General features: G+C 25.8%; 16 protein-coding genes. 2 read left to right on the top strand and 14 right to left on the bottom strand.

The features are described from left to right. Positions 1-86: 86 nt before the first annotated feature. The 7 genes from dcm to JWF52_RS12280 all read right to left on the bottom strand — a co-directional run bounded on the left by dcm (position 87) and on the right by JWF52_RS12280 (position 6,555). A complete protein-coding gene (gene dcm, locus JWF52_RS12305; protein WP_208333847.1) occupies positions 87-1,340 on the bottom strand; it encodes a DNA (cytosine-5-)-methyltransferase in 1,254 nt (417 codons plus the stop codon). 365 nt (positions 1,341-1,705) lie between these two features. Further along, positions 1,706-2,332, bottom strand: coding sequence for a DUF4352 domain-containing protein (locus tag JWF52_RS12300; RefSeq protein WP_208333846.1), 627 nt, complete (start codon positions 2,330-2,332; stop codon positions 1,706-1,708). Positions 2,333-2,486: 154 nt separating this feature from the next. Then, positions 2,487-3,563 carry a YHYH domain-containing protein gene (locus tag JWF52_RS19365; protein ID WP_286184146.1) on the bottom strand — a complete coding sequence of 359 codons (1,077 nt, stop codon included), beginning with the start codon at positions 3,561-3,563 and terminating at the stop codon, positions 2,487-2,489. Between the two features lie 260 nt (positions 3,564-3,823). Then, positions 3,824-3,994 carry a LexA family protein gene (locus JWF52_RS19715; RefSeq protein WP_353654935.1) on the bottom strand — a complete coding sequence of 57 codons (171 nt, stop codon included), beginning with the start codon at positions 3,992-3,994 and terminating at the stop codon, positions 3,824-3,826. Next, positions 3,982-4,458: a LexA family protein gene (locus JWF52_RS12290; RefSeq protein ID WP_208333845.1), complete on the bottom strand. Its 477-nt coding sequence runs from the start codon at positions 4,456-4,458 to the stop codon at positions 3,982-3,984. The genes JWF52_RS19715 and JWF52_RS12290 overlap by 13 nt, the downstream gene beginning before the upstream one ends. Positions 4,459-4,657: 199 nt before the next feature. Further along, on the bottom strand, positions 4,658-5,833 hold the full coding sequence (locus tag JWF52_RS12285; protein ID WP_502711260.1) for a sialidase family protein: 1,176 nt from the start codon (positions 5,831-5,833) through the stop codon (positions 4,658-4,660). Positions 5,834-6,087: 254 nt separating this feature from the next. Beyond that, a complete protein-coding gene (locus JWF52_RS12280; protein ID WP_208333843.1) occupies positions 6,088-6,555 on the bottom strand; it encodes an MgtC/SapB family protein in 468 nt (155 codons plus the stop codon). Positions 6,556-6,718: 163 nt separating this feature from the next. On the opposite strand from JWF52_RS12280, the gene JWF52_RS12275 reads away from it, so the two are divergent. Beyond that, a complete protein-coding gene (locus tag JWF52_RS12275; RefSeq protein ID WP_208333842.1) occupies positions 6,719-7,114 on the top strand; it encodes a (deoxy)nucleoside triphosphate pyrophosphohydrolase in 396 nt (131 codons plus the stop codon). A 102-nt stretch (positions 7,115-7,216) separates the two neighbouring features. Here JWF52_RS12275 and JWF52_RS12270 read toward each other — a convergent pair whose 3' ends face one another. Then, positions 7,217-8,029: an alpha/beta fold hydrolase gene (locus JWF52_RS12270; protein WP_208333841.1), complete on the bottom strand. Its 813-nt coding sequence runs from the start codon at positions 8,027-8,029 to the stop codon at positions 7,217-7,219. 2,075 nt (positions 8,030-10,104) lie between these two features. Here JWF52_RS12270 and JWF52_RS12265 point away from each other — a divergent pair. Beyond that, positions 10,105-10,416 carry a hypothetical protein gene (locus JWF52_RS12265; protein ID WP_208333840.1) on the top strand — a complete coding sequence of 104 codons (312 nt, stop codon included), beginning with the start codon at positions 10,105-10,107 and terminating at the stop codon, positions 10,414-10,416. 177 nt (positions 10,417-10,593) lie between these two features. On the opposite strand, the gene JWF52_RS12260 is transcribed toward JWF52_RS12265, so the two are convergent. From JWF52_RS12260 to JWF52_RS12235, 6 genes are all read right to left on the bottom strand, one after another. After that, positions 10,594-11,181: a hypothetical protein gene (locus JWF52_RS12260; RefSeq protein ID WP_208333839.1), complete on the bottom strand. Its 588-nt coding sequence runs from the start codon at positions 11,179-11,181 to the stop codon at positions 10,594-10,596. Positions 11,182-11,558: 377 nt separating this feature from the next. After that, positions 11,559-12,023 (bottom strand): GNAT family N-acetyltransferase, encoded by a 465-nt coding sequence (locus JWF52_RS12255; RefSeq protein WP_208333838.1) that lies wholly within the window; start codon positions 12,021-12,023, stop codon positions 11,559-11,561. Between the two features lie 171 nt (positions 12,024-12,194). Next, positions 12,195-12,692: an ATP-binding protein gene (locus JWF52_RS12250; protein WP_208333837.1), complete on the bottom strand. Its 498-nt coding sequence runs from the start codon at positions 12,690-12,692 to the stop codon at positions 12,195-12,197. 404 nt (positions 12,693-13,096) lie between these two features. Next, positions 13,097-13,414, bottom strand: coding sequence for a hypothetical protein (locus JWF52_RS12245; RefSeq protein WP_208333836.1), 318 nt, complete (start codon positions 13,412-13,414; stop codon positions 13,097-13,099). 347 nt (positions 13,415-13,761) lie between these two features. After that, positions 13,762-14,562 (bottom strand): DUF4972 domain-containing protein, encoded by an 801-nt coding sequence (locus JWF52_RS12240; RefSeq protein WP_208333835.1) that lies wholly within the window; start codon positions 14,560-14,562, stop codon positions 13,762-13,764. A 313-nt stretch (positions 14,563-14,875) separates the two neighbouring features. Beyond that, positions 14,876-15,243: hypothetical protein (locus JWF52_RS12235; protein WP_353654934.1), on the bottom strand; the 368-nt coding region annotated here is incomplete at its 5' end.

Here is a 15,243-nt window from a genome sequence, read left to right as displayed (position 1 = left end):
TATAGTATAGCGCAGATAAAAAGAGCTATCACAGAACAATTTCAAATTATTCATGCAACAACTCTTATTAATTAAATTTATACTATTTATTTAGTTATAGCAACTTCTCTTAATCCTAGATTATCTTCTTCATCTTTATATATATCTAATATAGTATTTCCCATCTTTTCAACTAATCCAACAACTAAAGCATTACCCATACAGAAATATCTAGCTCTCTCAGTCATTCCTGTATTGGTCCAGTTATCTCTAAATCCATTTAATCTTTCAGCTTCTATTGGAGTTAATTTTCTTAATCTACCAGTTGCAGGATCTTCTACTACATGAGAACTTCTATTTACAGAAGCTTCACTTGTAAGCATAGTTCTAGCAGGTCTATCTGTGTAATCTGGGAATGCTAATGCTCCTTCACTAAATACATATTCATGACCTGTTTTACTAATTCTATTAATTCTCTTAGCCGCCTTAGGAGCTTTCCACTTTTCTAATATAACCTCATCCGTATCTATATAATATTTTTCATCTACATCCGATTCTAATATATCTCTTAATAAAGTAAACTCTCCATCATACTTAGGAACAGTCTTTTCTGTATATATAGATCCATTGCTCATTATACCTGAGTTCTCAAACTCAAACTTAAAGTTATCTGATATATCAACTATATCTTCATACTCCATTTGTATATTACTTTTTTTAACTTTTTCAACTTTATCTATTGGTAATATAGAGAATTCATCTTGGAAAAATCCTTCTTCGTGAATCCATCCTTCTAAATTATCTTTATTTAATCTATTAAACAAATTGGTATCATTTTTAAATGCAAATATAAATACCCTTCTTCTTCTTTGAGAGAATCCATATTCCGCTGCATTTATAACTCTCCACTCAACTGAATATCCTAAATCATTAAAACAAGCTAACATAACACCAAAGTCACGACCTCTTTGCTTAGCTGGTGATTTTAATAATCTATCTACATTTTCAAGTAAAACAAATTTAGGTTGCTTTTCTTTTAAAATTTCACGTATCTGCCACCATAAAACACCTTTAACACCTTGAATACCCTTTGCTCCCGTTCTAGCTACAGAATAATCTTGGCATGGAAACCCTCCAACTAATAAGTCATGCTCAGGGATATCTCTTTTGTCTACAGAAGAAATATCTTCATTCACATGAAAATCTTTCTTTCCAAAATGATTAACATAACAATCATATGCATGTTGAACTTTTTTACCTGGCTCCCATTGATTTGCCCATACAAAATCAAATTCATCAGAACTATCTTTTAATCCTAAATGGAAGCCACCTACTCCTGCGAATAATTCACAAACTTTCATCGGTCTACCTCCTAGTAATTAATTCTTATCATATCGTCTTATATTTTATTATTATACTACAAACTAATGTTCTTGAACAGATCAATTGTAAAATAATTTTTCCCATAATTAAGATAAATATATCTAAAGGTTCATTTATCTTTATTTAATTCGTAGATTTTTAATACTACATAAATAAATATGCTTAATTTGACTATTATTACATAAACATCACTATGTGCTATTTCAATATAAATATAACTTTTCATCTATATTTTTCAATCTCTTTTACTTTAGATTTTCCAAGATTTAATCTATATTTTTTATACAATTTCATGTATATTAAACTATAAAGCAAAACCTTACAGCTACTATATTGTAAGGTCTTATTCTAAATTAAATTTAGCTATATTTTTATTATAAAAATTGTCATTTTCAAATACCAAATCTAATTCTCCTTTATAATCTATTGGTATTTCAAATGTAATATTAGGCGTTATGTTAATACTAGGACCTAAATCTAAGTTCATAATTTCAGTTTTGTTATTTAAATATGATACATTATATACTTTTTTATTTTCATCTTCTAAAATAAATTCAGATATATTTATATTATTGTTATTATTTAATTTATTTTCTAGGTTTAATTTAACATGTAAAAATAACTTTCCATTACTAGGTTTTATAAATTCATTTCCAAAATCTCGCACTGCATTATTTAAGGTTATATTGATTCGCTTTGATTTACTTATTGGCATAGTACCTGTATTAGAATTTCCTACTACACCTACAATTACTAACAAAGCAACTAAGTAAACTACATGTTTAACCTTTAAGGTAAATTTAGCTTCTTGTTGCTTTCTTTTTCTTCTACGAAACTTTCTCGGATCACTATTTAATCTTTTCTCCCATTCCTCTGTATGTTTTGTAAATCTACGTTCTGGAGCTACACGATAACTATCTCGATCATACTTCGGAGCTCCATCCGGCCCTATTTTGTAATTCTTATACATATTCCCCCCCTTTTTATCTATATAATCAAAATTGTTATATGAATTATAATCAATCTTATATATTTAGCCTAAAAAATGTGTACCTCCATTTTAGATGATAATATTTAATATCTTAATTATTACTAATCATGGAAAATACACACTTTTTTATATTCTATAATTCTTTCTTTTTCTTAGATTTAAAATACCCAAATCCAAATACTCCAGCTACTACTACACCTGCACCTACTGCCAATTTCTCTGTGCTGTCTTTTTTAGCATCTGCTTTCCCCTTCAAATTGTATTTAGAGTATATATCTTCTACATCACCCATACCTTCTGGAACTTTATATGAGCCATCATATCCATCATTATATGCTGTATCTTTAAGTTTTTTTAAATTTTCAACTCCTGATTCATACCCTTCTTTATACCAATTGTTATACTTTTCCTTATCATAATTTGGTGACTTATATTCCTCTTGAGTAAATGCAAATTTATATCCATTTTCCTTATAGTGATTTGATAGTTCTTCTTGACCTTTATTAAAGTTTTCTATGTATACTTCTCTAAACTCTTCTTCTATAGTATTAATATCAAAATTATCGATATCCTTTTTCCCATTTTCTAGACCTAAATTAGTATACTCATTTGATTTTTTCTCTTTATATTCAGATATACCTGTACTGTATCCTAAAACGAATGATTGCTGTAATACTTCATTTTCATATAATTTAGACTCTGAATTCTCACCTTTAATACCTATATCATACCCCTTTTTGTTTGCTAACTCTTTTTCACTGTTTAGCTTTTTTTCTCCTATATAAAAGCCTTCATTGTATTTTTCTTCATATAAATCAGTATAACTACCTGAGTAATCTATATACTGTGTATTACCTTTATATCCATCTTCATATCCTGCATTATATGCTTTAGTTTTAACCTCTTGTTTTATCTTCTCTTCACTATTTATACTAGATTCTGAACTACTAGATTTACTACTATTATTTGAACTACTACTGCTAGAACTATTATTACTGGAGCCATTATATGGACATCCGTTTGTATGTAAATGTGCTGGGTGTCCACCACAATGATAGTGGTAACTTCCTAATCCTGATTTATTTTTGTTGTCCTTATGACCTCCACTTGAATCAGTTCTACCTGAATGAGCATCTACTGATATAGCACTTATCATAAACATTGCAGATGCTAACGATATTAGTTTTTTTGATTTCATATTTTTCCTCATTTTATCCTCCTAATTTGTAGTCATTAGAAGTATATCATCATTTTTTCGCATTTTTTGTCAAATTTTGTATATTTTGTTTTATTTTCAAATTATTTTTCACTAACTTAATTTTTATAAAATAGAAAGCGTAAAGAAATTAATATCAGGTTAAGCATAACTCTATCTGTATCTTTAACAACAGTTGTTGAATCCATTGCATGAGAATCATTATATAAATACAAAAAAATAGTGTATATAAATACACTAAATAACTATATAAATTAAATTGCATTACATTTTATAACTCCAAGAGCACTCCCTATAATTCTAGCTTCATGTACACTTACTACTATAGTTTCATAATTCTTATTTTCAGGTATCAGTATTAACTTATTCCCATCTACCTCAAACCTTTTAAGAGTAGCATGTCCATCTACTTCTACAGCAACAATACTTTTTTACTAACATTATTATCTTTCCTTATAACAACATAATCCCCATCATCAATACCTGCATCAATCATACTGTCTCCCTTTACTTTAAGCATAAATAAATCCTTATCCCTTTTAATAACATCCCTTGGAATATAGAAATATTCGTCATACTCTTCATTCATATATATAGGAGAACCTGCTGATATCTCACTTAATAAAGGTAATTTTAATGAATCAACTTCTTCTCCACTATCTGATGATATTACACATTGATTAAGTGACCAATCTTTTTCAAATAAGTACTCTCTCCCATTATCTATTCCTACATATTTATACTTTTCTATACAATCATATATATTAACAGGGGCATTATATTTAATTTCCTTTTTACTTTCACAAATATCAAATGTTAATTGCTCTTGGTTTAATTTATCTTTTTTATCTTTTTTATCTTTTTTATCTTTTTTAGTTTTATTATTCATAAATTCACCTTTTCTTTATTTTAAAATTAACACTATCTTAGTTATAATTATACAAAAGAATCTGATTTATATAAATAAAAATTATGCATTAAATCTATCAATTTTTACATAAAAAATGAGTAGCTGTTTATAAAATATAAATTGCTACTCATTTTTATCTTTAATATTATCTATTTCTTATATACCTCTAGTAAATATCTTATTTATTTAAATCTTTATTAATTGATAAATAATAATCTGTTAAATCTTTATGAACTATATTTCCATCTGCTTCATAAAGTATACTTAACTTTCCATCATTAAAAGATAAAGAAGAGTATCCTCCACCATCTTTATTACCATTTTCAGGATAAGGAACGCATAATTCCTTAACACCTTTAGATAAATCATCAAAATCAATCATATAAACAGTTATATTATCTCTAACATATTGACCTACAGTATTTTTAGGTGCTGAAATTAATCCAATTCTATGACCATCTTTAGCAGTAACTTTAATAAATGATCCTTGGCAACCTGATCCTGAACCAGTTGAAATTTTACGATGTAAAGGCTCATAAGTTTGCCATGTATTTCCTAAATCATGAGATATGTATGCTGATCTATATCCAGTTGAATCATGTCTTGTACTCATGATTAAAGCTCCATCTAATTCAATTACCATATTCTCAGAAGTTCTTGAATTAGGTACTTTATTTCCCATAGTCCATGTTTCACCATTATCTTTTGAATATATAATAGTTGAATAATAATTGTTAGTATTATTTTCTCTTAATGCAATTTGTGCTGGCATAACTATTGTTCCATCAGGCATTGTAATACCAGATCCAACACCACCTAACCATCCAATTGTATTACTTGGTTGATTTTTTATTCTTGCAGTGTTTGTTGTTAAATCTATTTTATCAGACCATGTTAATCCATTATCATCAGAATAAGTCATTTGAACAGACCAATCACTTCTTAATGAAGTTGTGCTACTTGCCCAGTTACCATTTTTATTCCATGATCCCGCAATTAATATAATTCTACCTGTATCTGTAACGACTGTTGTTGAATCCATTACACGAGAATAAGTTGAATTAACACGGTCATTTTTCATTACTGTTTTATAGTCCCATGTTTTTCCACCATCAGTACTTCTAGCAGCTCCAATATCAATAAATGCATGATCTGCTGCTCCATTATAGCGAATATCTGAAAATGCTAACATAGTTCCATCTGATAACGTTTGCCCACTGGGTATTCTAAAATATTTTGCATTCCATGAATTATTACTTCTATCAAATACAGTTGTTTGTTGAGGTTGATTACTTGTGTTTAAATTACTTGCAAATACACCACTGATATTACATACTGCTAAAACAATTGACATACTTAGAATTTTAAAGCTTTTGATAATTTTTTTCATTTTTATCCCCCTTTAATTAATTCTGTTGCAAAATTGCACCTATTTATGAAAAATTATACCATTTTTTTTCAATCAAGTATAGTATTTTATAATTTTTATTTATATAATTTTTTTTATATTTATAATAAATCGAAAATTCTATTAAAGCTAATTTATAAAATAAAAAACACCTTAAACATTAAGGTGTTTATATAATGCATATTTAGTTAAAATAATTGCTATTCAAAATCATCAATATCTTCACTATCACTATTATTTCGATTTTTCTTTATTATTTTAGAAATTATTATATTAATCTCTATCAGTACAGCAGTAATTACAGCTAATCCATAGTAACCAAGACCGATAGTAACACCTATAGCTGCCAAACTAAAAATAATACTTGCCGTTGTTAAACCTCTTACAAGTTCTTCATTTTCATTTCTTTGAGTAAATATAACTCCACCACCTATAAAACCTATAGAGCTAATTATTGTTGATATAAGTCTTGATGGATCTGCTTCATGCCCTATTCCATAGGCTGATAGTACAGTCAATAATGTACATCCAACAGTTAGTGTTGACAATGTACCAAATCCAACTATTCCTTCACCTCTATTTGATCTTTCAATTCCTATTCCCCCACCAATAATAGCTGCTAGTATTAATTTTGGTATATGTTCTTGTAATGCTATTAATTCTTCCATTTATATTATCCTTTCTTATTTTGTAAATTTTTATCATACACAATATATCCCTAATTTTATTTTCAGATTAACTTTGCTATTTATATTAATTATATTACATATTTATCAATATCTAAACATCTAGTATAATTAAATCTAGAAAGATAACTATGGGGTGAATTAAATGAAGAAAAAAATCAAGGTCGTTGCGGCTGTCATAGAAAATGAAAATAACGAGATACTATGTGCTTTAAGGTCTCCTAAAATGTCAATTCCAAATCAATGGGAGTTTCCTGGTGGTAAAGTAGAAGAAAATGAGTCTCTACAAGAAGCAATAGAAAGAGAAATCCAAGAAGAGCTAAAATGTGATATAAAAGCTTTAGATGTGTATCATAACAACACACATGAATATGATACATTCATAGTAAACCTTACAAGTTTAAGATGTAAACTAGTAAAAGGAACTCCTATAAATGAAGAACACTCTAAACTTGTATGGCTAAAAAGAGAAAATTTAGATTCTCTAAAGTGGGCTCCGGCTGATATACCTACTGTACACCAATTAATAAAAGAAATATAAAATATTAAGTTTTTAAATATAAAATAATAAATACAGGATAAATAGCTAAATATATAACTATTTACCCTGTATTTTTATATAAACAATCTACACTTAAAAATTTTATTCCTCAACAAACTTTGCTAACTCTTCATTAAATTTATCTTTTTGATCATAAAATGATGCATGACCACTGAAATTAAATGGCATAAGCTTTGAATTTTTAATGCCTTTATGTTGTATTTGACCAAGTTCAAATGGAACAACCTTATCATGAATACCATGAATAATTAAAGTTGGAACATTTATTGTTCCTAAGTCATAAAATAACACTTCATTTATCCAAGTATTTGCAATAGCCGCAGTTGACCATCCAGCTGCCTGTAATCCTAATTGGAAGAACCAATCAGAGAATGGCCCCGTTATATGCTGATAGAAAAATATATTTCCAAAATCCTGAAGCATTTTAGGTCTATCTGTATATGTTCCTTCTATAATTTGTAAAACTGTTTCTTTATCCAATCCATAAGGGAAATTAGAGCGCTTTATTAGACTTGGTGCAGCAGCAGCAAAAAGAGCAAGCTTTGATACACCATGACTATTATGTCTAGCCATATATCTAATAGCTATTGCTCCTCCAGTTGAATGCCCTGCTAATGTAATATCCTGTAATCCTAATGCATCAATTACACATCTAACATCATCTGACAATGTGTTGTAATCATATCCGTCCCATGGTTTATCTGATTTTCCAAACCCTCTTATATCTATTCCTATACATCTATATCCCATCCTTGGAAGTTCATTGAACTGATATTCAAATAATTTATGGCTTCCAGGCCAACCATGGATAAATAGTATTGTCTTTTTTCCTTCTGGATTAAGATCCTCTACATATATTTTTACATTTGTCGCAACCTTAACATAATATCCCATCTATAACCTCCAATATTTAAATAATTATACTAATAAATTATTCGCTTAGATAATAATTTATGAATAATTAATCATTTTTAAATACTGGATTATTTAGCTTCCAACAAATCATTCAGTGAAATGTATGGTTTTATTTTCTAAATCTAAAACCTTATTCTGTGTTCTCTATTTTATATATTATGTGAGATATAGTAATAAACCATGCAAATAGAAATGTTACAATAAAAATTATTGCAATGAACCTATAAAAATCATTTGGGAATAAATCATATATAAATATTCTGGTTTCTAATGGTATTAGTCCAAATATCGGTACAAATATAATGTTTAAAAGTCTCAATATAAAAATTTTAATTTTTTTGATTGCACTTTTACTAGAATTATTTTTCATATGCATTGGTTTCTCCCTTTCAGAGTTTAGATATTTGCTTTACTTAACCATATATTTTGAAATACTTTCAATAACCGTTTTAGCAAAATCTCCCCTTACTTTTTTATACTCGACATCATCAAATTTGTTTTTGCCTATGATTTTTATGTATATCAATTATTAAATTAATTATAACATATTTTATATTTTCTCATATATCCACTAAAACAAATGATTTATAGACACTTTTGTTTTAAATATCTTTTATATCAAATTAATTAAATAATATTTTATTTTCATATAATAATATTTTTGATTTATAATTATTTTAAAAATATTATTATAAAATATTTTTAAAATATAGGTTGCATTTCTCGACAAAATACATATATTAAAATTAGGTTACCAAAAATAACCTATTTATAAAAATAGTTATACAAAACATTTAAATGGACTTAAAAATTTAGCCGACTCTAATTTAAAAGAAATAAGGTATGTTGAAAATCAAGTAGATATTTTAAGAAACTTTAGTGGTTTGAAGGTTTAAACACAAACTCTTTCTGCATCTTGTTCATTAACTCTTCCTATTTATTATATAAGGTTGTCATCTCCTCAAAATAGAACAAATGCAAAATTTAAGCTTAATTTTTATTATAGTGCTCAACCACTTATTATTCTTACAGATATAGTGTCTATTTATTGGGTGACTAGACATTATCAAGTTCCACCCTAATTTTACCTATAGAAAAAAGCTGGCAGTAGCTTTTGATATAGGTATGACTGAAACAAAAGTAGAAAATAACGGTCCAAAGGTATTTTGCTTAGGTTATAAATTTAAAATGAATTCACAAAATAGCACTTACTATTGAAGATATGATAAGTTCACATTTAATTGTTTATAATAATTACGCTCGAAAAGATATAAAACTATACGCAGAATATGGTCATAGTAATATTTCAGTTACGACATCATTCTCAATTCCTGGAGCTGGTTCAATAACAATTACCCCTGGTTCAGTAAAGATAATATCAAAACAGTAAAATAACCGAAAATGTAGTTAAATATAAATAAAAATAGTCCCAAGATATATTGGGACTATTTTTTATATTTATTATTGTGAAATAGTATAATCACTATGCTTATCAGTTCTATTAGCAATATAGTATTTACCCTTTTTGTAAATTTTATCTTTCTAAGTTACATCATAATCAAACTTAATAAGTAAAATATCAGATAATTTACCCATCATTTAGATTATATTCGTTTAATAGTTAATATCTACATTATAACCGATTTTTTTACTATTTATCATGAAATTATTTAACTTAATTACATTGACAAATCACGAAAAAACGTATGATTTATAGACGGTTTTAAATTATTTAGAAATACTATAATATAAAGATTATTTTGTTAATGCTTAGAAATCAAAATTATAGTTAGAATGTACATATATATAAATCAAATAAAAATAAACTTAATTTAAAGTATACTTAATAAATTAAAAAGTTATTTAAATTTAATAAATAAAATTTCAAAATAAACGTATAAATAAAAAAAGAGTTAACGTATAAAAATGTAATGATTCCAACACATTTATTCTTTTTAGTCCCTAAAACTTAAATTTTAGGGACTGTTAAAATATTTATTTAATCAATATGGTATAGTAGCATTAATACTATTTATAAAAAGGGAGGAAAATAAATGATAAATATATTAATAGGTCTTGGGTTTATAGATAGAGGGACTCGGCTAAAGAAAACTAAAAATATAAAAAGATATGCATTTGATAGTCCAGAAAAAGTAAACGATAAGGATGGATATATAAATTTAATTTCTAAAGCATATTTTTTAACTGGGATAATTTCAATTATTTTTGGGTTAATTATAGCATTAGATAAATTTATTTTTGAGATACCACTAGAGATAGCCATATCAGTAGCTGTGATATTTATTATATTTATTTTTTCAGAGGTAATTATAATAAAGAAAAAAAGGTACAAATTTATTCAATAAGATTGAGATCTAAAAACACATTTAAAGATATCTAGTAAAAATGCCCTTAGAATCAATTTATTTGGATTCTAAGGGCTTTAACTTTATCTCAAATACCTAAAACTACTTATCTATTTTACATAAAACGGTATTTTTGAATTTTAAAAAGATTATCAATTGTTAATGTCCTAGCTAAAATTAAATTTCATCTAAAAATTTTTTATATTTACCTAGAAATTCCTCTATATCTTTAGATTTATCCCAAATTTCTATTGCACAAGGATCAAGTAAATAAAGTATAGAATCATTTAAAAGTTCAACATATTCTCCATCTTGAGATCCAAGGGCATTTCTTCTAACTTTCAATCCTTTACTTTTATAATATCTTTTTGTTTCTTTATATAATTCTTCTCGTTTTGTTATATAATTTTTGACTTCATTGTTTGAAAAACTATAGGCATCTACTATTGTTTCCCCTTCTATAAAAGTTTCTTTTGGACCTATTTTTTTATCCCAAAGATGAATTTCACTCCAACTAAAATATATCTCATCTTCGCCTGGTACAAATGAGAATTTTGAAATAACATATAAATAATTATTATAATTTATTTCATAGTAATCAGGTAGATCTTCAAAGTTAAAAAAATAATTTGTATAATCATTTGAAAGAACTTCTTTTTTTACAAAAGGAATGCTTTCAATAAATTTGTATATTGATTCTTCACTTTCAAAAACTCCTATATCATAGCATTTTTCATATTGTTCAATTTTTAATAAATATGACATAATATCTCCTTAATCCTAACTTATTTATTTTTTAATTTCTTCAAATATTAAAATAATCTTTATTTCTCATTATACAGTAGTTTTTAGCTTAATTATAATAAAAATTAGATTTTAACAATAGTCGTTTAAATCAGTTAAAACAGATGTTTTCAGGGTCATTTCTGAAAATGCTATTCTCTAAAAACACATTTAAAGATATCTAGTAAAAAATCCCTTAAAATTAATTTATTTGAATTTTAAGGGATTTATATTTGTTTTAAATACATAACTAGTCCATAAAGTAAAATTTTAAGGCTTATTCTTTTAATATAAAAAAACTGCACATAAAATCATATTTTTTATTGAACAGTTTATTAAAATTTATGACTACTTTTTAATTAAATATTTTTTATCATTATTAAACATATATTTATTTCATCCCAAAGTTCTTTTATTTCTTCCAATGGATAAAAACCGACACTTTGATAGAATTTTCTTGTATCTGCATAGTACTTATTCGAATTTGATGGTCCTAGTGTTTTAACCTGAAGAAATTTAGTACCCATGTTGGATAATGTATTATTAGCAACCTCAACTAATGATTTTCCTACATACTTACCTTGATATTCTTTTAATACTCCTATAACATATATTTCTGATGTATACTCATTATTATGCTTTATACTTATAAATCCAATAGGTTTCTCTAAGTCATAAGCTACATAGAATTTAGTATCTTTTACACCTTCTACATATTCAACTATAGCCTCTTCAATATCAAACCACTCAGGAAGTTTTCTTAATATACAATCAGTAACGTTAGACTTAACCTCAATATCATGTATTTCTATAATCTTAAACATAATTCCCCCCCTAGCATTTTTATCATTCATCTTGAAACATTTTCTAACTAAATTATATCAGAACTTTTAATTTGAGTGTGTTCACAATAACAGATGTTTTTGTAGCTATTATTTAAAATAATTTTTATTGATATGCATTTTCCACCATAAATTCATTTACCTCAATATAACTTATTTTACTTTAGTAATTATAGTTTTTGCAGCCTCATAAGCAGATAAATTAGTTATATCTATTTTAGGATAAATCACATCATCAAAAGCTTTTCTTGATTCATTTAAAGCTCTTTGAATACGGTCATAACTTCTATTATCAATATTCATTCTATTAATATTTTCCTCTTCGCTACACCAAAGTAAAAACGGAATAAAGTTATATTCCACTTTAGAAATTTCCATTAAAACATTTTGAAATACTTCTTTCCTTCGACCATGAAATCCATACGAAAAAACTACAGTATTAATAGTAGAACATTTTAAATAATTAATCAGTAAATCGCTAATATTCTTTGATATTGTAGGTATTGTGTCATCATTTAAAATAAATGGATTCATCATCCTACATGAATCAGAATCAACATAAGCTGAATTTGGTAATTGCTTAATAATTTCCTTACAAATAGTAGTTTTTCCTATTCCATTTGGCCCACATAAAAATAAAATTTCTTTCATGAAAATACCTCTTCTTATTAAATTAATATTTACAATAAATATTAATTTAATTGTATCACAACTATTTTTATCAAGTCTCCGCTAAGATAATTGTGATTGATATCATTCTTAATAAATACTATTTCCTAAAAATTTGTTTAAAGATATCTAGTAAAAAAGCCCTTAAAATCCATTTATTTGGATTTTAAGGGCTTTAGCTTTATTTAAAATCCATAACTCTAGTTCCTAAAGTAAAATTTTGAGACTTTTTGTTTTGATATAAAAAAACTGTACATAAATGGTATTTTTTATTTCTTGTACAGTTTGGCTAGTAATTTAAATAATTTTTAGATATGTTATAAATCGTTAAACCTGTTAATCAAAGCATATATTAAAATTATAAAGTATGTCATATTTGTATATTTTTATAAATTCTCTTCAGGTTTTGGATAATACTTCTCGAAAATAGGACTTATACATAGCCCAATACTAATACCTATTACTATAGCAAATACTATGTTAATGTATTGTTCTGTTAAATTAATAAATCCTATTATTACAGAAGTCAAAATGCAGTTGCCTTTCAAATGTTTACTATACATTAATTTATATGTTTCACTATATGTGCCATCCAAATTTGATTTTTTTATATATCTATTAATTTCAATTAATCGGTGCAAAATACTATATATAATGTAAAAAGTAAAACTATAAAATAAGACATCTATTAAATTTTCAGTCACTATAACCCCCCCTAATTTTATTAAATATTTATTTTTCATTATATAAAAATTATTAATTTAATTATAACAAAACTTAGAGTTTAACAGTTGTTCTCTAAATTTGAGAAATAGTTAAAGTTTCAACTTTAATCTAATTTATCATCCAATTGTAATGATTTGAGTCTTTTATATATTTTTTCATGATTGTATAAAAATATAACTAGGTAAGACTTTATTAAAACACATTATCTAAATGATATATTGACGTATATTTAGGAAACTACAAAATCACTCCTACTTTAACTATCTACCTATAAAACATATTTAGAGGAGCATTGATATTAGTACTCCTTTGTTGTGGTTAATATTTAATTAAATCCTTGATTAATTAACTCTAAAGATGATTTTATGTTTTCTTTTTCGATTTCACTCAAATTCTCTTCCTTTAATCTTGATTCGAATTCTGTTTTAATGAATTTAATATTGTTTAAAAATAATTTTTTTTCAATTTCTTTATTAACTAATCTATCGTCAAACTTTTTATTCTTAATGTTTTTTAATTTATTTAATAGAGTAGCTTGTTTTTCTATGGGTATTTCTTCACCTGCATAATCGCTATAACTGAAATAAACCAAATTAAAAACCATATATTTATTTAAATCTGTATATTCATATATCTTCTCAAAATTATCAACTAAAAGATCTGGATTAAAATATTGTTTTTCTTTATTTTCTTTACTCCATAATTTGTTAATTGTAAAAAATTCATTTAACTGATAATTTATATTAGTCTGATTCATAAATTCTCCAACTGGATTAATACCATAATCAATAGAATCTGAATACTTAATTAATTTTATTTGTTTTATTAATTTATCTTTTTGGGACATATTACTATAAAGGCAATTTACAAACCCAACTAATTGATAATTTCCATTTCCTAAAATTTCTTTTTTTTGTTGATCATAATCACCTTTTTTTAATCCTTTTAATTCTTCATCAATTAATTTATCTCTTAGTTTAACTAAGTCACTACTATTCATATTTTTATATTCTTTAGTTTCATAATCCCAAGTATGGACATATTTATCATTATTATCAGAAGAATTGCATCCAACAGATATTAATGATATTACCATACTCATAAATACAATAATTGCTTTTTTCATAAAATCATCCTTTACCAAAAAGTTTGTAATATTTTATTTCATTATTTTTCGTTCTGTGAGAATTAGATACTTGTAATTTTGCTAACAAGTTAGTTCTTTTTCCTTCATCTGAATGAGCAGCATAAGAAAAAGAATAAGTTTATTTTGTATAATAATAGCCCTTCTTATGATTATTCAAGATAAAGCCGTATAAACACATTGCCCTTATAATCCAAATAAATAGATTATAAGGGCTTTAACTTTACTTAAAATGCATAATTTTAGTCACTAAAAATGCATAATTTTAGTCACTAAAGTAAAATTTAATGACTAGTTATTTGTTTAAATCAATATACTTTATTGCTTTTTTTGCTTTTTTACTTAAATTATCACCTTGACAAGCCTTTTTGAAATTCTCTCTCAAAGATTTCTGTTGTTCTTGACTTTGCAATCCAATTGAGCTTTGAACAGACTCTAGGGCGTCTTTTAAGATATCAGAACCAACAAAGTCACATAGTTCTTGTAAATTATCAATTAGAAATTTTAAACTTTCAGGTGATTCATAGTACTTAGGATCTTTGCCTTTTTCTTGTAAATATTGGCTGATTTGATATATTGTATTTATATTATTAAGGAAACTACCTGATGGATCTATCACATCATTTATGCTGTTTTCGTAGTCAACAATTTCAATTTGTTTTA

This window comes from Clostridium sp. CCUG 7971, assembly GCF_017590215.1.
GTDB lineage: Bacteria > Bacillota > Clostridia > Peptostreptococcales > Peptostreptococcaceae > Faecalimicrobium.
Note: the sequence above shows the minus strand (reverse complement) of the source record. Positions and strands in the feature narration are given on the sequence as shown.

Coding starts and splice junctions, on each gene's coding strand:
- JWF52_RS12255 (WP_208333838.1), bottom strand. CDS start 12,023: ATGTTTAAGATTATAGAAATACATGATATTGAGGTTAAGTCTAACGTT.
- JWF52_RS19365 (WP_286184146.1), bottom strand. CDS start 3,563: ATGAGGAAAAATATGAAATCAAAAAAACTAATATCGTTAGCATCTGCA.
- JWF52_RS12280 (WP_208333843.1), bottom strand. CDS start 6,555: ATGGAAGAATTAATAGCATTACAAGAACATATACCAAAATTAATACTA.
- JWF52_RS12250 (WP_208333837.1), bottom strand. CDS start 12,692: ATGAAAGAAATTTTATTTTTATGTGGGCCAAATGGAATAGGAAAAACT.
- JWF52_RS12300 (WP_208333846.1), bottom strand. CDS start 2,332: ATGTATAAGAATTACAAAATAGGGCCGGATGGAGCTCCGAAGTATGAT.
- JWF52_RS12290 (WP_208333845.1), bottom strand. CDS start 4,458: ATGAATAATAAAACTAAAAAAGATAAAAAAGATAAAAAAGATAAAAAA.
- JWF52_RS12260 (WP_208333839.1), bottom strand. CDS start 11,181: ATGTCATATTTATTAAAAATTGAACAATATGAAAAATGCTATGATATA.
- JWF52_RS12285 (WP_502711260.1), bottom strand. CDS start 5,833: ATGTCAATTGTTTTAGCAGTATGTAATATCAGTGGTGTATTTGCAAGT.
- JWF52_RS12240 (WP_208333835.1), bottom strand. CDS start 14,562: ATGAAAAAAGCAATTATTGTATTTATGAGTATGGTAATATCATTAATA.
- JWF52_RS12270 (WP_208333841.1), bottom strand. CDS start 8,029: ATGGGATATTATGTTAAGGTTGCGACAAATGTAAAAATATATGTAGAG.
- JWF52_RS12265 (WP_208333840.1), top strand. CDS start 10,105: ATGATAAATATATTAATAGGTCTTGGGTTTATAGATAGAGGGACTCGG.
- dcm (WP_208333847.1), bottom strand. CDS start 1,340: ATGAAAGTTTGTGAATTATTCGCAGGAGTAGGTGGCTTCCATTTAGGA.
- JWF52_RS12275 (WP_208333842.1), top strand. CDS start 6,719: ATGAAGAAAAAAATCAAGGTCGTTGCGGCTGTCATAGAAAATGAAAAT.